The following is a 20562-nucleotide window of genomic DNA, read 5'->3' on the forward strand; positions in this document are numbered from 1 at the left end:
TGATAAACAAGCCAAGCGAAGAAGTAAAAGCCCGCAGTGTTAAACATGCAAATTAAGACCTAAAATTTAGAGTTTAGTTGCAAAGTTAATATAAATGACCATTGTTTTTCGAGACCCGAGACCCGAGACCCGAGACCCGAGACCCGAGACCCGAGACCCGAGACCCGAGACCTAAGCCGCAACTAACAGTTCTTTGGCATTCGCTTTGGTTGAATCAGTAATCGTGCTACCGCCAAGTAAACGAGCCAGTTCATCAATGCGTTGATTTTCATCTAATTGATGAATACGAGTTTCTGTTTTGCCAGCTTTGGTTTGTTTCGCGACAAATAATTGCTGATGACCACTGCCGGCTACTTGCGGTAAGTGGGTGACACAAAGTACCTGAGTAGACTCACCTAGCTTACGTAGCATTCTTCCTACAACACTTGCCGTTGGGCCACTGATACCGACATCCACTTCATCAAATATTAGGCTCGGTGTTTGAACTTTTTGCGCCGTAATAACTTGAATCGCTAATGAAATTCGAGACAGTTCACCACCAGAAGCGACTTTGGCTAACGCTTGTAATGGCTGGCCAGGGTTGGTTAAAACTAAGAAATTGATTTGATCTATGCCTAGTGGCGCAGCATGTTTTTCATCTTTTATCACATCAATACAGAATTGCGCTTTTTCCATGCTTAGCTCATGCATACTGTGAGAAATCAGTTTATTTAGCTCTTTCGCATAGCGGCTACGGCTTTTACTCAGCTTTTCAGCAGCAGTTATAAAGGTTTGATATTTATCATCGACATCTTTTTCTAATTGCTCGAACTTTTCATCAGAGCAATCGAGCGCTTCAATTTGCGCTTTTACTTCTTGATGATATTGATATAACTCTTCCGGACGAACGTGATGCTTACGCGCGGTAGTCATTACTTTGCTGAAACGTTCTTCGACTTCGGCTATTCGTGCTGGGTCAACATCGATGTTATCGGAGTAATGTCTTAATTCTGAGTTAGTTTCTTCTAGTTGGATCATGGCTTCCGATAATAGATTTGGTAGGTGAGCCAATGATGGATCTAATTCTGCAAGCTCACTGAGTGAATGACTGACAGAATGAAGTAGGCTAAGCGCATTCATTTCTTCGTCTTCATACAGTTCATTGATTGCTTGTTGACAAATAACCGCAATCTGTCCACTACTTGAAAGGACTTTATGTTCTTGTTCGAGATCTTCAAATTCGTTTTCAGATAATGCTAACTCGTCCAACTCTTTCACTTGATATTCAAGCAATTGCTTTTGAGCTAGATTTTCTTGGCTATTGGCTCGCAGATTCTTAAGTTGGTTTCGTAGTTGACGCCAATCTGAATAATGCTTTTTACTCGCTTGGATCAGTTGTTGGTGGCCGGCGTATTGGTCTAGTAAGGTTAATTGGTGTTCAGGCTTCATCAGTAGGTGATGAGCATGCTGCCCATGAATGTTGACTAAGTTTTGTCCTAGTGATTTCAATTGTGACAATGGCACTGGATTACCATTGATAAACGCACGCGAGCGACCTTCATTAGTGATGATACGACGAATAATGCATTCTTCACCATCCAGTAATTCATTGTCTTCTAACCATCGAGTGGCATTAATGTTGTTATCTAAAATAAAGGAAGCGGTGATGTCGGTTTTTTCCTCACCAGGACGTACCATATTGCTATCAGCACGACCACCTAAACACAGGCTTAGCGCATCAATCGCAATAGATTTACCGGCACCTGTTTCACCGGTAATGGTTGTCATTCCTTTGAAAAGCTCTAGCTGTAAAGACTTAACAATTGCAAAATTATTAATACTTAAATGGGAGAGCATAAATCCACCTCGAAAAAAGATAAAACAAATCACTGTATGTAAAAACAGTATATACTGGCTTTTTATACAGTAAAGTTTTTTTGTGTGAATTTTGCATCTTGTAGTTAGCTAGATATAAAAATGCTCAGGTGATCACAGGGATCATCTGAGCATATTCATTATTACATCTGTTATCTGCTATCTGCTATCTAGTAGCGAGTCAGTAAGCTGGGATTAAAATAATTTACTCGACCAACCTAGTTTATGACGCAATACATGGTAGTAGCTGTAATCTTCAGGGTGAATCAGCTTTAAAATGCTTGGGCTTTGGAAGATTTGAATTTCATCCCCAGGTGACACTGGGAGTGATATTTGGCCGTCACAACTGACTTCTTGAGTGCCTCTGTTATCAGGGGATACCACTAGTTTAATTTTGCGATTGCCGTCAACAACTAAAGGACGACTAGATAAAGTATGAGGGAACATTGGAACCAATGAAATTGCATTCAAACTAGGTGATAAAATCGGGCCGCCGCCAGAAAGTGAATAGGCAGTTGAGCCAGTCGGTGTTGAAACGATTAAGCCATCGGAGCGTTGTGAGAAAGCAAATCGGTCATCAATGTAGACTTCAAATTCAATCATATGAGCGATTTTACCTGGGTGCAGAACCACTTCATTTAACGCAGAATTATGACTTTTCACATGGTCACTACGATGCACTTCTGCCTCTAATAAGAAACGTTCTTCAACTAGGTATTCGCCTTTCAGTACTTTGAGTAGAGCATCGTGAAAATCCTCAGGGTTGAGATCGGTTAAGAAACCTAGGCTACCTCGGTTAACCCCGATAACTGAAATATCAAAGCGAGATAAAATACGCGCCGCACCGAGCATGTTGCCATCACCGCCAACCACAATCGCTAAATCCGCTTGTTCGCCGATCTTAAGTAAACTGGAAAATACATCTTTGGGAAGGTCATCTAAAATATCGATCAAGCGATCATCTATTAATACGGTGTAGTTCTGTTCTATCAGCCAATGAAAAAGCTCTTTATGCGTTTGCACAGCTTTATGGTCGCGAGGCTTACCAATAATGGCAATAACGTTAAAAGGCTTCTGCATAGGATTCAACTCTATTGTGAAAAGGGGCGATAAGGTTTTTTTGGTATTTTATCAGGCATATTTATTAAGCATAGTGAAAGATAAACGCACTCTACGCTTGAATCATAAATCTTCATCCCCATAATAAAGGCAAGTGGAACGACTATGCGAGTATTTTGTGCCTATTCCGTTAGGACAAGCGCATGGTGTTGAATATATTCTTGGAGATATCATGACTACAGAACATAACAAACCGCAAGATGAAGAGCTAAAATCGCAAGATCTACAAGTTGAGCAAGAACTTGTTGAAGATGATGTCAATACAGATGACGCTCAAACCATTGGTGGCGAAGGCGATATCGATTGGAATGACGAAATTGAACAAGTGGAGCAAGAAGCTTCTCGTGTTATCGAATTAGAAGCGGCGTTAAATGCTGCGGAAGCTCAAATTAAAGAGCAGCAAGATTCAGTACTGCGTGCTAAAGCGGAAGTTGAAAACATGCGCCGTCGTAGCGAGCAAGAAATTGATAAAGCTCGTAAGTACGCATTGAATAAATTCGCTGAAGAATTATTGCCAGTAATCGATAACTTAGAGCGAGCTCTACAAGCAGCCAACCCTGAAGAAGAAGCGGTTAAGCCGATTCTTGAAGGTGTTGAGATGACACACAAATCCTTCATTGATACGGTTGCTAAGTATGGACTCGTGGCAATTAATCCAGAAGGTGAAGCATTCAACCCTGAGCTTCATCAAGCGATTGGTATGCAAGAAAGCCCAGATCACGAATCTAATACCGTGATGATGGTGATGCAAAAAGGTTATGAATTAAATGGTCGAGTGATTCGTCCTGCCATGGTGATGGTTGCGAAGTAGATTCATCAACGCAAAAAAGTTGTTAGAAAGATCACTGTTTGGTATTCAGAGGGTGATCGCTTTCAAACTTTTAGCTAAAGACTCAATCTGAATGCTAGCGAATATGAAAGTGTAGGGAATGATTTTCTCTACACTTTTTTCGTTTTAGGAGATGTTATGAGTCGCTATGTACCTGCTGAAGATCGTTATCAAAAAATGAAATATCGCCGCTGTGGACAATCTGGTCTGCTATTGCCTGCGGTTTCTTTAGGGCTGTGGCATAACTTTGGGGATGATGCGAGTCATCAAAATAAGCGTGAGATCTGCCAAACTGCCTTTGATAATGGTATTACTCACTTTGATCTCGCCAATAATTATGGACCTGAGCCAGGTAGTGCAGAGCGAGCGTTTGGCGAAATTTTAAAAACAGACTTCGCAGGCCTACGTGATGAGTTGGTTATTTCAAGTAAAGCGGGTTACCACATGTGGGATGGCCCTTATGGCGAATGGGGATCGCGTAAGTACCTAATATCTTCATGTGATCAATCGTTAAAACGTATGGGCATCGATTACGTTGATATTTTCTATTCTCATCGCTTTGATCCAAACACGCCACTGGAAGAAACTATGGGGGCGCTTGATCATATCGTAAAATCAGGAAGAGCCTTATATGTTGGCATTTCTTCTTATAATTCAGAATGTACTCGTAAAGCGGTTGAGATTTTAAATGATCTCGGGACGCCGTGCTTAATTCACCAACCGAGTTACAGCATGCTAAATCGCTGGGTAGAAACGGATGGTTTGAAAGACACATTAAAAGAGCTCGGTGTAGGGTCTATCGCATTTAGCCCGTTAGCTCAGGGGATGTTAACCACTAAATATCTCAATGGTGTGCCTGAAGGTAGCCGGGCAACGCAAGGCAAGTCGTTACAGCAAGATATGCTAACCGAACAAGCAATCGAAAAAATTAAAGCGCTTAATGAGATTGCACAGCGTCGCGGCCAAACTTTGGCACAAATGGCGATTTCTTGGGTATTGCGTAATGAAGGAATTACCACAGCGTTAATTGGTGCGTCAAAAGCCTCGCAGGTACTAGATTGCGCGGGAGCGGTGAATAACTTGGAGTTTACTCAGCAAGAGTTGGATGAGATTGATTTATACGCGCAAGATGAAGCTATCAATCTATGGGCGAAATCTTCGCAAGTTTAATCAGACTAGATATTCTCAATAGACCGGTATTTTATTTATAGCCAAATCACTTAGGCATATAAGTAAACCATCAAGCTGCCTTTTATCGATGGGGCAGCTTTTTTATGGCTTTAATCTCTTGAAAGAGACAGAAAGACATTAATTTTTTTATTTCTCCCCTTGAAAAGCATTTTGTCGCCCTTATCTATTGTGCATACAGAAACGTAACGCTCATATCCCTTTTATATTTGAAGCTGCAGCTTTGTTGACTGCATTCATTTGGCCCAATCACGTAGGAAAGCTACGCTCATGGGGTCTGATGAATTTGTCGCCTCACTGCAACTCCAACTATTTTCGGGGATAGATAAAAATTTAGCTTACAGGGTTGAATCCCAATTTTGAGCCCCCATCTATTTGTTATCAAAAGCTGGGTATAGCAAAAATTGAATAACTGAAATTCTTTGGAGAATGTCAAATGGGTAGAATCATTGGTATTGATTTAGGTACAACTAACTCATGTGTTGCGGTATTAGACGGCGACAAACCACGCGTAATTGAAAATGCTGAAGGCGAACGTACAACAGCATCAGTGGTTGCTTATACAGATGGCGAAACATTAGTAGGTCAACCTGCAAAACGCCAAGCGGTCACTAACCCTGAAAATACATTGTTCGCAATCAAACGTTTGATCGGTCGTCGTTTTGAAGACGAAGAAGTTCAACGTGATATCGAAATCATGCCTTATAAAATTGTTAAGGCAGATAACGGTGATGCTTGGGTTGAAGCAAAAGGCCAAAAAATGGCCGCTCCTCAGGTTTCAGCTGAAATCTTGAAGAAAATGAAAAAAACCGCTGAGGATTTCCTTGGTGAAGAAGTAACTGCAGCCGTTATTACGGTTCCTGCATACTTCAACGATGCACAACGTCAAGCAACAAAAGATGCTGGCCGTATCGCAGGTCTTGAAGTTAAGCGTATTATCAACGAACCTACAGCAGCTGCACTTGCTTACGGTCTTGATAAGAAAGGCGGCGATCGCACTATCGCGGTTTATGACCTTGGTGGTGGTACATTCGATATCTCTATTATCGAAATTGATGAGCACGAAGGCGAGCAAACTTTCGAAGTACTAGCAACTAACGGTGATACTCACCTAGGTGGTGAAGACTTTGATACTCGTTTGATCAACTACTTAGTATCTGAGTTCCAAAAAGAGCAAGGCATTAACCTGAAAAACGATCCACTTGCGATGCAACGTGTGAAAGAAGCGGCTGAGAAAGCGAAGATTGAACTATCTTCTGCACAACAAACAGACGTGAACCTTCCATACGTGACAGCGGATGCGACTGGTCCTAAGCACATGAACGTAAAAGTAACTCGTTCTAAACTAGAATCTCTAGTTGAAGATCTAGTTCAACGTTCTCTTGAGCCGCTAAAAGTTGCTCTAGCAGATGCTGACCTATCAGTAAGTGACATTACTGACGTTATCCTAGTAGGTGGTCAAACACGTATGCCAATGGTTCAAGCAAAAGTGGCTGAATTCTTTGGTAAAGAAGCTCGTAAAGATGTGAACCCTGATGAAGCAGTAGCAATTGGTGCTGCCGTTCAAGGTGGTGTTCTTGCGGGTGACGTGAAAGACGTGCTTCTATTAGATGTGACTCCTCTATCTTTCGGTATCGAAACGATGGGTGGTGTTATGACTAAGCTAATTGAGAAAAATACAACGATTCCAACAAAAGCGAATCAAGTGTTCTCAACAGCAGAAGACAACCAAAGCGCAGTAACGATTCACGTACTACAAGGTGAGCGTAAGCAAGCGACTTATAACAAGTCTCTAGGTCAATTTAACCTAGAAGGTATTAACCCTGCGCCACGTGGCATGCCACAAATCGAAGTAACGTTTGACCTAGATGCGGATGGTATCTTGAACGTTTCTGCGAAAGATAAAGCGACAGGTAAAGAGCAAAAAATCACGATTCAAGCATCTGGTGGTCTATCAGATGAAGAAATCGAGAAAATGGTACAAGAAGCGGAAGCTAACAAAGAAGCGGACAAAAAGTTCGAAGAGTTAGTAACGACTCGTAACCAAGCTGATCAAATGATCCACGGTACTCGTAAGCAAATGGAAGAAGCAGGTGATGCACTTCCAGCTGACGAGAAAGAGAAAATTGAAGCAGCAATTGCAGCACTTGAATCAGTGAAGTCTGGCGATGACAAAGAAGCCATCGACACTAAAGTTCAAGAGTTAGCAACAGCAGCTCAAAAATTGATGGAAATTGCTCAGCAGAAAGCTCAAGCACAACAATCTGAAGGTGGCGAGCAAGCTAAACCTGAAGATGACGTTGTTGACGCTGAGTTCGAAGAAGTTAAAGACGAAGACAAAAAATAATCGAGGTTGATTATTGTTAAGTCTGTCACCTTTAATTAACTAAGGGTGAATGATACGAAACTGCGGGCGTTTAGAGTTTGTCTCTCACGCCCGCAATTTTCGATCTGATACTGGTTAATTTGTCCCGCTAGATAATCACTTCTACCTAAGCTGTCATTGATAGAGGTTTAAGGTATATCGGATTATCTAGCTAGATATAGCTTCTCATAGTTTAAAACACACACTGATGAGCAATGCTTGTTGGTAAAAAGAATATTGGTGAACCGAGCATGTCAAAACGTGATCTTTATGAAGTATTAGGTGTCAGCCGTGATGCATCAGAGCGCGATATTAAAAAGGCGTACAAACGTCTTGCGATGAAATATCACCCAGATCGCAACCAAGAAGCGGATGCATCTGACAAATTTAAAGAAGTTAAAGAAGCGTATGAAGTTTTAACGGACCCACATAAAAAGCAAGCTTACGATCAATACGGTCATGCAGCCTTTGAACAAGGTGGCATGGGCGGCGGCGGTGGCTTCGGTGGAGGCGGCGGCTTTGAAGACATGTTTGGTGATGTCTTCGGCGATATATTTGGTGGCGGCCGTCGTGGCGGACCACAGCGAGCTCAACGTGGTGCAGACTTACGCTACAACATGGAACTGTCTCTTGAAGAAGCGGTTCGCGGTTGTGAAAAAGAGATTAACATTTCAACTCTAACAGAGTGTGAAGTGTGTGACGGTAGTGGCGCTAAAGCGGGCTCAAGATCGCAAACTTGTGGCACTTGTCATGGTCATGGTCAAGTTCAAATGCGTCAGGGCTTCTTTGCTGTGCAGCAAGCCTGTCCTACTTGTCATGGTCGTGGTCAAATCATTAAGGACCCATGTGGTGCTTGTCATGGTGAAGGCCGTAAGAATAAGAGCAAAACATTAAATGTTAAGATCCCTGCTGGTGTTGATACTGGCGATCGCATTCGTCTAAACGGCGAAGGTGAAGCGGGTGAACGTGGCGCTCCAGCCGGTGACTTATATGTACAAGTACATTTAAAAGACCACCATATCTTTGAACGTGACGGCAATAATTTACATTGTGAAGTACCGGTAAGCTTTACTTTAGCTGCATTGGGCGGCGAAGTAGAAGTACCAACGTTAGATGGTCGCTTTAAGCTTAAAGTGCCTGCTGAGATGCAGACTGGCCGTATGTTCCGTATGCGCGGCAAAGGTGTGAAATCAGTACGCAGTGGCGCAACCGGTGACTTAATTTGTAAGCTAGTAGTCGAAACACCCGTGAAATTAAGCTCTCGTCAAAAAGAATTATTACGCGAACTTGAAGAGTCTTTTGGTGGCGAAGAAGCAAGCCAAAAGCATAAGCCGAAATCAGAGGGTTTCTTCAATGGTGTGAAAAAATTCTTTGATGATTTGACGAGCTAATAGTCAATTTTGATATGAACAACAAAGCCTCTGCTAGTGATAGTGGAGGCTTTGTTGGTTTACGAGTCTCGCAAATCAATTCCAACATCCATCTACATTAACGCTACCTTTCTTAGCGCTCCCTACCGAACCAGCATTCATCTCTAGCGTGCCACATTTGTCTTTATCTTGTCCCAAGGCGGATTGTGGAGTGGCTTTAATCACATAATAAGCAATACCACTGGCACCGGAAGTTATAGAAAATTTATAGCGGTCACTGTCGGTTTGGCAGCCTAGGCTAGAGTCACATGTCCCCGCGGTATTATCGATAATAGTATAATCGTAACTGCCACTTTGGGTGCGATGTTGCTCAAGCTCTAACTGAATTTTCATCATATCGGACATGACAGAAGAGCGGTGACTTTTTAACACATGTTCTTGATAGCTTGGGTAGGCGATGGCGGTCAAAACACCAATAATCGCTACAGCGATCAATAATTCGATCAATGTCATTCCTTTTTGTCTTGTGCTTCTTTTTTTACATCGATTTATTCGAATCATTTCTATTACTTCCAGTTAGAGGCTTATGCCATTTTTGATAAGTGTTAGCATCACTGCAAGTTGAAATATCAAGATGTAACTAGTTGCAGAGGATTTTGGGGAATGGCTCGAGGGTTTACGCTAATAGAAATGCTGATTTCATTAGTCGTGCTAGCTGTTTTGTTAGCAGCGGCCGTGCCATCGTTTAGTGGGATGAGTGAAAGATCGAAAATGCAAAGGTTAGCAGAGGAACTGCAAGGCTTTTGGGGACAAGCTAAATCAGAGGCCGTATTAAGAAATCAGGAGCTTTATTTGCACTTTGTACAAGATGGGGCAGCCTATGCAGGGGAGTGGGCATTGGTGACTAATACTTCTCCAACCGCACCTTCAGATCGTCATGCAGCGAAAGTCAATGCGTTAACATATTTGGATGGTGCGCCTTTTAAAAATATCACCGTCAACTATACCGCTTCATCAACAACGACGATCTTTGACCGGGTGAATGGCCGTCCAACACAAAATGGCAATATCCAATTCTCGGTAGATTCAATCAAACCTTTAATGTTGAAGTTTCATAACCGTAGTAGCACGCGAATTTGCAGTGTGACAGGGGGGGCATATGGTTATCCGGAGTGTTAAGGCATTAAGGAAGTACCAAAAAGGTGTTTCTCTTGTGGAGTTAATGATTGCGTCCGCGATGGGAATCATTGCGTTAATCGCAGTCGGCGGTGTTTTCCTTTCGAGTCAGAAAATTGCAGCAGAAAGATCTCAACGTCTGTTTGTTTTACAGAGTATGAATGAAGCGTTACGTTACATTAAAGAAGATACCCAAAGAGCTGGCTTTAATGGTAATAATGGGCAAAGTTTCGTTTTATCTGGGGCAAGTTCGATTATCGAAGCAACCTCCAATAGTTTAGCTTATGGATATCAAGCCCAATTGAGTGGAGCTAGTAGCTTATACACTCAAGTGGCATTTATTTATAAAGATGAAGCTTTAAGAGTTTGTGAGAGATCAGTATCGACAACGCAAACTTTAATCCCGTGCGGCACTTCGGCTAACCCATCATTTTCACTTCTCGATACAAATAGAATTAAAGTAAATGATTTTGAAGTCGTCAGTCAGGCCTTGGGTTCTACGGTCAGTTCAGCACTTTATACCATCACCTTAACTGCCTCTTTATCTGATGGTTCGTATCCACAAACTATGTCGACTCAAATTAAGCAAAGGAACTGGAAGTAATGTTTGAACGTAGAGTTTCTTTTTACCTTTATTCGAAACAGCAAGGAGCTGCAACATTACTAGTGGCTGTGTTGCTGCTTGCTGCTGCGTTGGTTCTTTCATTGGCAAGTTATAAAGGTGTTTTCTTTCAAGCTAAGCGTGCACAGAATGAAATTGAGGCGCGTAAAGCTCATTGGATTGGCGAAGGAGGGCTTGAGTGTGCATATACAAAAATGTATCAAGATAGGGATCAATCTGTTTTAGATTCAGGGACAACTTATTTTGATTCTGATTGCGTAGCATCCACGAATTTAACCTCAATGAACATCGACTCTTTAGGGGAGCAAAAATATCGAATAGAACCTAAATTTGAGCAAGAAGGTATATCTATTTTAACGCTTTCTAAGGTGATCGACTTTTCTAGAAATAGTAGTGCGGGAGCTATAAAAACTACCGCTGATCTGTTTGTTAATGGTTCCAGTAATTTTAATCCGCCAGACCCAGGAGTTCACACTGGATCTGGGTGGGATTGCACTTCTGTCAGGTATATAAGAAATTTGGGCTTTAGGGGAGCCGTAGTTAATTCTGGTTTTTCAGTGATGCCTTCCAGTGACTTCAGTCCATCTTCAGGTGACTGTTTATCTAGTAGTAAAACTAATTCAGGGTCAGGCTTGTTATCAGAATTAAAGGGAGACTTTAAAGTTGACCCTAATATTAGACCATTTGAGGAGGTTTTTGGTGTTGCTTCGAGCGCGTGGGAGTCGGTTCGGGATAATCCATTATATGACTTTGGTGTAATTGATACGGGTAGTTTAGTTGTGCCCAACCCATCAGTATCAACTGCCACATTATGTGGACAAGCTGTATTAAATGAAATAAATCTTGGTAAAACGAGAATCTGGATTGAAGGTTCGTGTGAGTTATTTGATGACCCAGATCCAAATCAGCCCCAACTACTTACCGATATTGCGGATGCTACTCAGGATACAAATGGTGTCCTTCTTCTTGTTCATAATGGGGTATTTTCTATTCATGGTTCAGGAGAATTTAAGGGATCCCTTTTTCATTTTAATGATTCTTTTTTACCAGTTCCTGGTAGTTGGGATGGTTTGATTGGAAAGTCCACCTATGAAAACATTACTTGGTCTTTTTATCCTTCAAGGGTTACAGGGAGTGAGGTGTCTTATATTCAGAATGGAGCCTTTTGGTTTACTGGTGGTCAAATGTTAGATATGGACGGACAAATTGCTTACTTTCATAATGGGTTGAACTTTAGTTATAACAGTGATGTTCTTGACTCAATTTTTGGAGTTCTTCCTCCTCGCTGGCTAAAAGGATCATGGAATGATTTCTAAACAACAGGGCTTTAGCTTAATTGAAGTGTTGATCACTTTTATCATTCTTATCGTCGGCATTATGGGGTTAATCAAACTGCAAACCTATATGGAAAGGCAAGCCGATTATGCTGAAAACAGTATTAAAGCTCTGCATTTAGCTGAGACGAAATTAGAGTTTTTCCGTTCACGCTCTGTTAGCGGCGCTGATGGAACATTGCTTTTTTCTACTATTTCGAGTGGTTCTGATGTTTCTGGAGTCTATACCACTAAGTGGGTTGTCAATGATTCTCTGTCTGGTGCTTTAAAAACTATCGAGATTGAAACTGGCTGGGATACTCGTTGGAATGAGCGGCAATCCGTTGCGCTGAAAACTATGATCTCTAAATATAATGAATTTGATAACTGACTCTAATTTATTGTTGTAACTATCAACAACCGTCTCAAATTAATTTAAATAACCAATTTATCAATTAAAATTTCTTTGTCTTAAAAATAATAATTAATGCAAAGGAACTGCAATGATGAGATATCAGAAGGGGGCTGCGGGCCTCCTTTTTAGTGGGTTAATTTTAATTGCTGCTCTAACCCTATCGCTTGCTTCTTATAAGTCGACCTACTTCCAATCCAAACGTGTACAAAATGAAATTGCGGCGAGGCAGGCCGCTTGGGCTGGGGAGGGGGCCGTTGAGTGTGCGTTTACTAAAGCTCAGCTTGATCGAGCTCTCGGTGCACTCACACAATCAGACTACCTAAAAGATGACTGTCAATTACCACTAGAGATAAACAGTATCTCTGTTGTTTCTGTTGGGAGTAAACAGTATTCACTTCAACCCTTAGATGATGTTGGTCGGCCTATCATCCGAAAAGTAATGGATTTCAGCAACAATCGATTAGCTGGTGCGATCCAATCGACAGGGGATCTATTTACCCAAGCAGCCACATTGGTGAGTCCTCCTGATCCAGGAACAGAAACAGAAGAGGGTTGGGATTGTGTTGCGATTCGCTATAAGAGTGAAATCTCGATAGGAGGTAATTTAGTTAATCATGGTGTTCAAATAAACGAGAAACCTTATGAGGGGTTTGACAGTAACGGTAAAGATTGTATTGGTGGCAAAGGAGGGGGTAATAAGAAGGAGCAGGGGGTGGTTCATGATGAAGAATTAAAACCCTTTGAAGCCATGTTTGAAACCACGAAAGATAATTGGAAACAAGTTAGAGATAACCCTAAATATGAGTTTGCTATATTGTCCGGAGATAAAGCGGTTACAGGTAGTGAATCTCCTAGAGTGAGCGATTGTGGGCAAAAGGTAGAAGAGCTTATTGAGTTGGGTAATCATCATATTTGGATTGATGGATCGTGTGAAATAACAGGGTCTAGCTTATCGAGTATGTCTCAAGCAACGCAATCAACGGATGGCGTATTATTACTCGTTCATAATGGTGTTTTTTCACTACATGGTTCGGGCAGTTTCAAAGGTGTCTTATTTCAACTGAATGATGGCTTTCAACCGACGAGTTCTGACTGGAATGGGTTGGAAGGAGATTCATACCTCAGTAACCCTGGGTTTAATAATCAAGTGAAAAAGGCGTTTGGGAAGGATTACCCTGATGCAAATACTGCGGCATATTTTCAACGAGGATCGTTTAATTTTACCGGTGGGCAATTCTTGGATGTAGATGGTCAATTAGTTATGTTCCATGACTCCTTAAAGTTTAGTTATAACGGAGATGTGATTGATTCAATTTTTGGAATAACACCACCTAAGTGGGTAAAAGGCTCTTGGCAGGATTTTTAATTGCTTTTTCAACCCTTTTATTTTCAAACTCTCTATCTTAAATGTGATCAGGTATAATCGGGCTAGATTATGTAACCTGTGAGTTAACTGACATGTGTTCAGAGAGTGAGGATAAGCCTCAAGTTGCTTTTAGTGAGCAAGATAAAGTGTTTATGCAGCGCGCCATGCAACTGGCCGATATTGCGGAAGAGCATGGTGAAGTGCCTGTGGGGGCGGTACTCGTCAAAGAGGGTAAGATCATTGCCGAAGGTTGGAATGCTTCAATTAGTGATCATGATGCTACCGCGCATGCGGAAATTGTCACATTGCGTCAAGCTGGCAAGATACAGCAAAACTACCGTCTGTTAGATACCACTTTATATGTCACCTTAGAGCCTTGTCCTATGTGTGCTGGCGCATTATTGCACAGTCGAGTAGGTCGTATTGTTTTTGGTGCTTATGACTTAAAAGCAGGGGCGGCTGGAACGGTATTGAATCTATTCGAAAGCCAAGCTTCTTATCATTACGCACAGGTAGAAGGCGGTTTATTAGAAGAAGAGTGTCGTCATCAGCTACAAGCTTTTTTTAAGCGTCGCCGAAAAGAGATTAAACAGGCTAGGAAGGGGAATACAGGGGAGTGATATTTATCGACAAACAAAAATTCAATAAATTGTTTGTCGATATACGGTGTCGCGAGTTTTTAGATTGTTAGTCTTGTTGTTAGTTAGTGCTACGAAACCACTTCTGACCAAAAAACGTAAGAGCGATGACGCCATAGAACCTGTTTCTTATTGTTGGCTAGCATACGTTTTCTACGAGTGGTGTTCGCTTTATTACGAACAAGCCGGTTCATTGTTTTCTTTTTAGAGAACATGGTTATGCCTCCTTAATATTCGTTTTTATTGAACTTATTTATATCGTTTTTTTGTGACATGTTCATGACAGTTTTAGCACAGTTTATTTTTTCCTGCTAATCATTTTTCACGAACTAAATCACTCTTTCCAACTATTAATTTTTCTAGCTTCCTATCAATAATAAAAAGCCCCAATCATTAGCGGTAAACTAAGGATTGGGGCTGCTTGGTTTCATAGTTTGACGTATGGTTACTTAATCAGTGGTTGGTACTTTATCTTTCTCGATTTCATCGAGGTTGTTAGATTCAGCCTCACTGACCGCTGGTGGAATAACCTGAAAATCATCCTCTTTTGCAGTATCAGAATCTACTAGGTGACTCTCTGTTTCATAACCAATGATAGTTTGGTAATAACGACGAATATTTTCTACGTAGTTTTTGGCTTCATCACCTCGAGCAAAGCCGTAACGAGTATATTTGTAATAACCCGGAATGCGTAATTTGGGCAGCCTTTCTTTTACATCAGTCCAAGAATCTGGATTACCTTTTTCATACTGGGTAATACGTCTGGCATCCATTACATGACCATAACCTACGTTATAAGAGGCAAGAGCAAACCAAATTTTTTCATGCTCAGGAATAGAGTCAGGAATACGCTTAATGACGCGTCGTAAATATTCAACACCACCGCGAATGGATTGTGATGGATCAAGACGATCTTCTACGTCCACCATTTTTGCGGTCGATTGGGTTAGCATCATCATTCCGCGTACGCCGGTTGGTGATTTGGCGTAAGGGTTCCAATGTGATTCTTGATAAGACAAGGCAGCAATTAAGCGCCAATCAAATTCTTTAGAATAAGTTTGGAATAACTTTTTATATTTTGGCAGTTTGCTGTCTAATGAACGAATAAAGGCACGAGTATCAACATAGTCAAAACTTTGAATATGACCGAAATATTTTTCTTCTAAACTTGCCAGCTGCCCTGATTGATTAAATTGACCAAAAAACTCTAAAATTAACGCATATAAAGAATCATCATTATTTTTTCGAACAAACCAAGAAACTGGTTTGTCGTCTGTTAATTCAAACGCTAAAGCTAAGTTAGGATGAAGTCTTTGAGTGATCGAAAGTGATACAGAATCTACTACCGTAAAATCAATTCTCCCTTCGGAAACATCCTTTAATAAGTCTGTGTTATCTTCGGTATCGCTACTGGTCCATTTTAAATCAGGGTGGATTTTACTAAGCTGCTGTAAGGTGTATTCATATTGAGAGCCTTTAACGACGTGAAGCTCGCCTTTTTTGTCGAGCAATTGCTGTAAGTTTCTTGGTCGCCAAGTGCCTTTTTTATAGATCACTTGCTGACTAACGTAGTAATACGCAGGGCCCGCATTGAATTTTTTTAATCGTTCAGGCGTATGGCTTAACCCCGCGGCGACAATATCAACCTCGTGGTTTTCTAAGGCAGGTAGTAAGCCAGTAAGGTGATAAGCGGGTTTTATTTCCAGTTTCACACCAAGTTGATCGGCAAATTGTTTCGCCAATTCATATTCCAAACCAGTTTGTCCGTCAGGACCAATAAAATAAGAAAGTTGATTATTTAAGGTACCAACTCGCAAAACGCCACGTTCTTGGATCTTTTCTAGGTCGGTCATCGATTTGCTATCTGGTTTGCATGCGGTTATCCCAGAAAGGATAAATAACATGAAAACCAAACGCTTAAAGTTGGAATGAGAACAAAGTTTTATCAAAAGGAAATCTCACAAAGCCATTAGTAGCTACTTTATACCAAATGGCGACCATATCAGCAAAATTGAAAGGAGTTTTAGATCAAACTAGTTTTATTGAAAAAAACACGCAAACGGTTGCTTTTGGTGTTACGTCGACATGGAAATTACTCTATAATACGCCGCAAAAGGGCTAGGTGAAATTGAAATCCGCTTTATATGTTCTGCTGAAGAACGGTGCTTTCTGAACGGATTTCAATATCACTTTTCTTTTTTAAACAACTGCTAAAGAGACCTAAGCACATGAGAATTTTGCGTGGTTCCCCCGCTTTATCCGAGTTTCGTGTCAACAAGCTTTTAGAGCTGTGTCGTGAATTGAACCTACCTGTGTCTGGCATCTATGCTGAATTTGCGCATTTTGCAGACCTCACTTCTGAACTAGATTCCCAAGAGTTAGAAAAACTCGAAAAGTTGCTTACTTATGGTCCAACGATTGAAGATCATGAGCCACAAGGTCAACTACTTCTGACTACTCCTCGCCCAGGTACGATTTCACCTTGGTCATCTAAAGCAACAGACATTGCTCATAACTGCGGTTTAGACAAAATCAAACGTCTTGAGCGTGGTACTGCGTATTATGTTGAATCTTCGGTTGAGCTATCTGAACTGCAACTCGTTGAGCTAAAAGCTTTACTACATGATCGCATGATGGAAGTGGTCTTCAGCGACTTTGAACAAGCACAAGCGTTATTCCAAGTGGCAGAACCTGCACCGTTGACTGAAGTGGATTTGCTTTCTGGTGGTCGCACTGCGCTTGAAGAAGCAAACATTTCACTAGGGTTAGCTTTAGCTGAAGAAGAAATTGATTATTTGGTTGAAAGCTTTACGCAAAAACTAAAGCGCAATCCGACTGATATTGAATTAATGATGTTTGCTCAAGCGAACTCAGAGCACTGTCGTCACAAGATCTTCAACGCTGGTTGGACAATTGATGGTGTTGAGCAAGAAAAATCTTTGTTCAAGATGATCAAAAACACCATGGAAGTGACCCCTGATAACGTGCTGTCGGCTTATAAAGATAACGCAGCAGTAATGACAGGTTCAACCGTTGGTCGTTTCTTCCCTGATCCGCAAACACGTCAATATGGTTATCATCAAGAGCAAGCACATATCTTGATGAAGGTTGAAACTCATAACCACCCAACCGCAATCTCACCTTGGCCGGGCGCTTCAACGGGTTCTGGTGGTGAAATTCGTGATGAAGGCGCAACCGGTATCGGTGGTAAACCAAAAGCAGGTTTAGTTGGCTTCTCTGTTTCGAACCTTAAAATTCCTAATTTCGTACAACCTTGGGAAACCGATTTTGGTAAACCAAGCCGTATCGTGACTGCTTTAGATATTATGCTTGAAGGCCCATTAGGTGGCGCGGCATTTAACAACGAATTCGGTCGCCCTAATTTATTGGGTTACTTCCGTACTTATGAAGAGAAAGTAAACTCTCATAACGGTGAAGAAGTCCGTGGCTACCACAAGCCAATCATGCTGGCCGGTGGTATGGGTAATATCCGTGATGAACATGTTCAGAAGAAAGAAATTCCAGTTGGCGCGAGCTTAATTGTATTAGGTGGCCCAGCGATGAACATCGGCCTTGGTGGCGGTGCTGCTTCTTCTATGGCGTCAGGTCAATCAGCAGAAGATTTAGACTTTGCTTCTGTACAACGTGAAAACCCAGAAATGGAACGCCGTTGTCAGGAAGTGATCGACCGTTGTTGGCAGCTAGGTGATGCGAACCCAATCGCCTTTATCCATGATGTGGGCGCGGGTGGTATTTCTAACGCATTACCTGAGTTGGTTGATGATGGTGAGCGTGGCGGTATTTTCCAATTACGTGACGTGCCAAACGATGAGCCAGGAATGAGCCCATTAGAAATTTGGTGTAACGAGTCTCAAGAGCGCTACGTAATGGCGGTTGCACCAGAAAATATGGCAGTATTTGATGCGATTTGTAAGCGTGAGCGTGCCCCTTATGCGGTAGTGGGTGTAGCAACGGAAGAGCGTGAATTGAAACTAGAAGATTCACATTTTGACAATACGCCAATCGATATGCCTATGGATGTACTTTTAGGTAAAACGCCTAAGATGCACCGTGATGCGAAAACGCTAAAAGCCAATAATCCAGCGATTGATCGCAATGGTATTGAGCTAAATGAAGCCGTCGATCGCGTATTACGCCTTCCAACGGTTGCTGAGAAAACTTTCCTTATTACTATTGGTGACCGCTCTGTCACTGGTTTAGTCGCTCGCGATCAGATGGTTGGTCCTTGGCAGGTGCCGGTAGCAAACTGCGCAGTGACGGCAGCAAGTTACGATTCTTACCATGGTGAGGCGATGTCTCTTGGTGAGCGTACTCCAGTTGCTTTATTGGATTTCGGTGCATCAGCGCGTTTAGCAGTAGGTGAGTCAATCACTAACATTGCAGCTACCGATATTGGCGATATTAAACACATTAAATTGTCTGCTAACTGGATGTCTCCAGCGGGTCACCCAGGTGAAGATGCGGGTCTATATGAAGCAGTAAAAGCGGTCGGTGAAGAGCTTTGTCCTGCATTAGGTCTGACTATCCCTGTGGGTAAAGACTCAATGTCGATGAAAACCAAGTGGGAGCAAGATGGTGAAGAGCGTGAAGTGACTTCTCCATTGTCATTGGTGATCACTGCATTTGCTCGTGTTGAAGATGTTCGTAAAACCGTTACGCCACAACTTCAAATCAATAAAGGCGAAACCAGTCTCGTTCTGATTGATTTAGGCAATGGTAAAAACCGCATGGGCGCGACTGCACTGGCGCAAGTTTACAAGCAATTAGGCGACAAACCTGCCGATGTGGATAACGCTGAGCAACTAAAAGGTTTCTATCAAGGCATGCAATCTCTGGTTGGTGAGAATAAGCTTCTGGCTTACCACGATAAAGGCGATGGCGGTTTATTTGTTACTTTAGCTGAGATGGCATTTGCCGGTCACTGTGGCGTGAATGCCGAGATTGCTGCTTTAGGTGATGATGCTCTAGCTGCGTTATTCAATGAAGAGTTAGGTGCGGTGATTCAAGTTCGTAATGATGACCTTGAAGCGGTTCAAGCAGTGTTAGCTGAAAATGGCCTAGCGTCTTGTTCACACGTGATTGGTTCGGTTGATGCATCGGATAGCGTTCGTATTACTTCTGGTAACACAGTAGTCCTTGAGCGTAATCGTACTGAGCTTCGCACTATTTGGGCGGAAACGACTCATAAGATGCAAGCGATGCGTGATAACCCAGCTTGTGCCGACCAAGAGCATGCCGCGAAAGCAGATAACAGTGACCCAGGTCTAAACGTTAAGCTAAGCTTTGATATTAACGAAGATGTTGCCGCTCCGTATATTGCCGCTCCTATGATCAATAAAGGCGCAAAACCTAAAATGGCGATTTTACGTGAGCAAGGGGTTAACTCTCACGTAGAAATGGCGGCAGCATTTGATCGCGCAGGCTTTGAAGCAACCGATATCCACATGAGCGATATCTTGACTGGCCAAGCGGCATTAGAAGAATACCAAGGTCTTGTGGCTTGTGGTGGCTTCTCTTACGGTGATGTATTAGGTGCGGGTGAAGGTTGGGCGAAGTCGATTTTGTTTAACGACAACGCTCGTGAGCAATTTGCTGGTTTCTTTGAGCGTCAAGACACTATCGCACTCGGTGTGTGTAATGGTTGTCAGATGTTATCAAATTTACGTGACTTAATCCCAGGTGCGGATTTATGGCCTCGTTTCGTGCGTAACGAATCTGAGCGTTTTGAAGCTCGCTTTAGCTTAGTGGAAGTACAAGAATCACAATCTGCCTTCTTTAATGGTATGGCAGGTTCTCGTATGCCTATCGCGGTTTCTCACGGTGAAGGTCGTGTCGAAGTTCGTGATAACCAGCATCTACAAGCGATTGAAGATTCTGGCACAGTGACACTGCGTTACGTGGATAACTTTGGTAATGCGACTCAGCAATACCCAAATAACCCGAACGGTTCACCAAATGCAATCACAGGTTTAACCACTACGGATGGTCGAGTAAGCATTATGATGCCTCACCCTGAGCGTGTATTCCGTACTGTAGCGAACTCTTGGCATCCAGAGGACTGGTCAGAAGACAGCCCATGGATGCGAATGTTCCGTAACGCACGTAAGCACATCGGCTAAGAAAATGGATAGGCGTGTCTAAGCATTATGATGCGCCTTACCAACAAAACCTGAGCGAGTGTTTAGAACAGTAGCGAACTCATGGCACCCAGACCTTATACCTTGAAGTGCAGGGTCAGAAGATAGCCCATGGATGCGAATGTTCCGTAACGCACGTAAGCATATCG

General features: G+C 42.2%; 15 protein-coding genes. 11 read left to right on the forward strand and 4 right to left on the reverse strand.

The genetic code is table 11. The features are described 5' to 3' along the window. Nucleotides 1-171: 171 nt before the first annotated feature. Nucleotides 172-1836 carry a DNA repair protein RecN gene (recN, locus tag K358_RS0110815; RefSeq protein ID WP_027696835.1) on the reverse strand — a complete coding sequence of 555 codons (1665 nt, stop codon included), beginning with the start codon at nt 1834-1836 and terminating at the stop codon, nt 172-174. A gap of 213 nt (nt 1837-2049) precedes the next feature. Beyond that, entirely contained in the window at nt 2050-2934 is an 885-nt protein-coding gene (gene nadK / locus K358_RS0110820; RefSeq protein WP_027696836.1) for an NAD(+) kinase, read from the reverse strand. A 211-nt stretch (nt 2935-3145) separates the two neighbouring features. Between nadK and grpE the strand changes: the two genes are divergently transcribed. The 4 genes from grpE (at nt 3146) to dnaJ (ending at nt 8746) form a co-directional block, all read left to right on the forward strand. After that, nucleotides 3146-3784, forward strand: coding sequence for a nucleotide exchange factor GrpE (grpE, locus tag K358_RS0110825; protein WP_027696837.1), 639 nt, complete (start codon nt 3146-3148; stop codon nt 3782-3784). Between the two features lie 156 nt (nt 3785-3940). Continuing rightward, nucleotides 3941-4972 carry an L-glyceraldehyde 3-phosphate reductase gene (gene mgrA / locus K358_RS0110830; RefSeq protein WP_027696838.1) on the forward strand — a complete coding sequence of 344 codons (1032 nt, stop codon included), beginning with the start codon at nt 3941-3943 and terminating at the stop codon, nt 4970-4972. Between the two features lie 454 nt (nt 4973-5426). Beyond that, nucleotides 5427-7337 (forward strand): molecular chaperone DnaK, encoded by a 1911-nt coding sequence (dnaK, locus tag K358_RS0110835; protein WP_027696839.1) that lies wholly within the window; start codon nt 5427-5429, stop codon nt 7335-7337. Between the two features lie 269 nt (nt 7338-7606). Beyond that, nucleotides 7607-8746, forward strand: a complete 1140-nt coding sequence (gene dnaJ / locus K358_RS0110840) for a molecular chaperone DnaJ (protein ID WP_027696840.1) — start codon at nt 7607-7609, stop codon at nt 8744-8746. Nucleotides 8747-8821: 75 nt separating this feature from the next. Here the strand turns inward: dnaJ and K358_RS18380 are convergent, their stop codons facing one another. Further along, the gene (locus K358_RS18380) at nt 8822-9286 is read right to left on the reverse strand and encodes a type IV pilin protein (protein ID WP_051241283.1); all 465 of its coding nucleotides are present in this window, start codon (nt 9284-9286) and stop codon (nt 8822-8824) included. Between the two features lie 102 nt (nt 9287-9388). Between K358_RS18380 and K358_RS0110850 the strand changes: the two genes are divergently transcribed. From K358_RS0110850 to tadA, 6 genes are all read left to right on the forward strand, one after another. After that, on the forward strand, nt 9389-9904 hold the full coding sequence (locus K358_RS0110850) for a GspH/FimT family pseudopilin (protein WP_027696841.1): 516 nt from the start codon (nt 9389-9391) through the stop codon (nt 9902-9904). Nucleotides 9905-9938: 34 nt separating this feature from the next. Beyond that, nucleotides 9939-10505, forward strand: a complete 567-nt coding sequence (locus K358_RS0110855) for a hypothetical protein (RefSeq protein ID WP_156888721.1) — start codon at nt 9939-9941, stop codon at nt 10503-10505. Continuing rightward, a complete protein-coding gene (locus tag K358_RS0110860) occupies nt 10505-11839 on the forward strand; it encodes a hypothetical protein (protein WP_027696843.1) in 1335 nt (444 codons plus the stop codon). Before K358_RS0110855 ends, K358_RS0110860 begins: the two co-directional genes overlap by 1 nt. Continuing rightward, nucleotides 11829-12227, forward strand: coding sequence for a type IV pilus modification PilV family protein (locus K358_RS0110865; protein ID WP_027696844.1), 399 nt, complete (start codon nt 11829-11831; stop codon nt 12225-12227). Before K358_RS0110860 ends, K358_RS0110865 begins: the two co-directional genes overlap by 11 nt. Nucleotides 12228-12339: 112 nt before the next feature. Continuing rightward, nucleotides 12340-13617: a hypothetical protein gene (locus K358_RS0110870; protein ID WP_027696845.1), complete on the forward strand. Its 1278-nt coding sequence runs from the start codon at nt 12340-12342 to the stop codon at nt 13615-13617. Nucleotides 13618-13709: 92 nt separating this feature from the next. Beyond that, nucleotides 13710-14237 (forward strand): tRNA adenosine(34) deaminase TadA, encoded by a 528-nt coding sequence (gene tadA / locus K358_RS0110875; RefSeq protein ID WP_027696846.1) that lies wholly within the window; start codon nt 13710-13712, stop codon nt 14235-14237. Nucleotides 14238-14704: 467 nt separating this feature from the next. On the opposite strand, the gene mltF is transcribed toward tadA, so the two are convergent. After that, entirely contained in the window at nt 14705-16159 is a 1455-nt protein-coding gene (gene mltF, locus K358_RS0110885) for a membrane-bound lytic murein transglycosylase MltF (protein ID WP_051241285.1), read from the reverse strand. A 324-nt stretch (nt 16160-16483) separates the two neighbouring features. Here mltF and purL point away from each other — a divergent pair, with 324 nt between their 5' ends. Next, complete coding sequence (gene purL, locus K358_RS0110890) at nt 16484-20395, forward strand: phosphoribosylformylglycinamidine synthase (protein WP_027696848.1); 3912 nt, start codon at nt 16484-16486, stop codon at nt 20393-20395. The last annotated feature ends 167 nt before the right edge of the window (nt 20396-20562 follow it).

The organism is Vibrio litoralis DSM 17657 (genome assembly GCF_000426765.1).
Lineage (GTDB): Bacteria > Pseudomonadota > Gammaproteobacteria > Enterobacterales > Vibrionaceae > Vibrio > Vibrio litoralis.

Excerpts from the sequence above, each read along its gene's own strand:
- dnaK (WP_027696839.1), top strand. The coding sequence starts at position 5,427 with ATGGGTAGAATCATTGGTATTGATTTAGGTACAACTAACTCATGTGTT.
- K358_RS0110850 (WP_027696841.1), top strand. The coding sequence starts at position 9,389 with ATGGCTCGAGGGTTTACGCTAATAGAAATGCTGATTTCATTAGTCGTG.
- grpE (WP_027696837.1), top strand. The coding sequence starts at position 3,146 with ATGACTACAGAACATAACAAACCGCAAGATGAAGAGCTAAAATCGCAA.
- K358_RS0110870 (WP_027696845.1), top strand. The coding sequence starts at position 12,340 with ATGATGAGATATCAGAAGGGGGCTGCGGGCCTCCTTTTTAGTGGGTTA.
- purL (WP_027696848.1), top strand. The coding sequence starts at position 16,484 with ATGAGAATTTTGCGTGGTTCCCCCGCTTTATCCGAGTTTCGTGTCAAC.
- dnaJ (WP_027696840.1), top strand. The coding sequence starts at position 7,607 with ATGTCAAAACGTGATCTTTATGAAGTATTAGGTGTCAGCCGTGATGCA.
- K358_RS0110865 (WP_027696844.1), top strand. The coding sequence starts at position 11,829 with ATGATTTCTAAACAACAGGGCTTTAGCTTAATTGAAGTGTTGATCACT.
- recN (WP_027696835.1), bottom strand. The coding sequence starts at position 1,836 with ATGCTCTCCCATTTAAGTATTAATAATTTTGCAATTGTTAAGTCTTTA.
- K358_RS0110860 (WP_027696843.1), top strand. The coding sequence starts at position 10,505 with ATGTTTGAACGTAGAGTTTCTTTTTACCTTTATTCGAAACAGCAAGGA.
- nadK (WP_027696836.1), bottom strand. The coding sequence starts at position 2,934 with ATGCAGAAGCCTTTTAACGTTATTGCCATTATTGGTAAGCCTCGCGAC.
- K358_RS18380 (WP_051241283.1), bottom strand. The coding sequence starts at position 9,286 with ATGATTCGAATAAATCGATGTAAAAAAAGAAGCACAAGACAAAAAGGA.
- mgrA (WP_027696838.1), top strand. The coding sequence starts at position 3,941 with ATGAGTCGCTATGTACCTGCTGAAGATCGTTATCAAAAAATGAAATAT.
- tadA (WP_027696846.1), top strand. The coding sequence starts at position 13,710 with ATGTGTTCAGAGAGTGAGGATAAGCCTCAAGTTGCTTTTAGTGAGCAA.
- mltF (WP_051241285.1), bottom strand. The coding sequence starts at position 16,159 with ATGTTATTTATCCTTTCTGGGATAACCGCATGCAAACCAGATAGCAAA.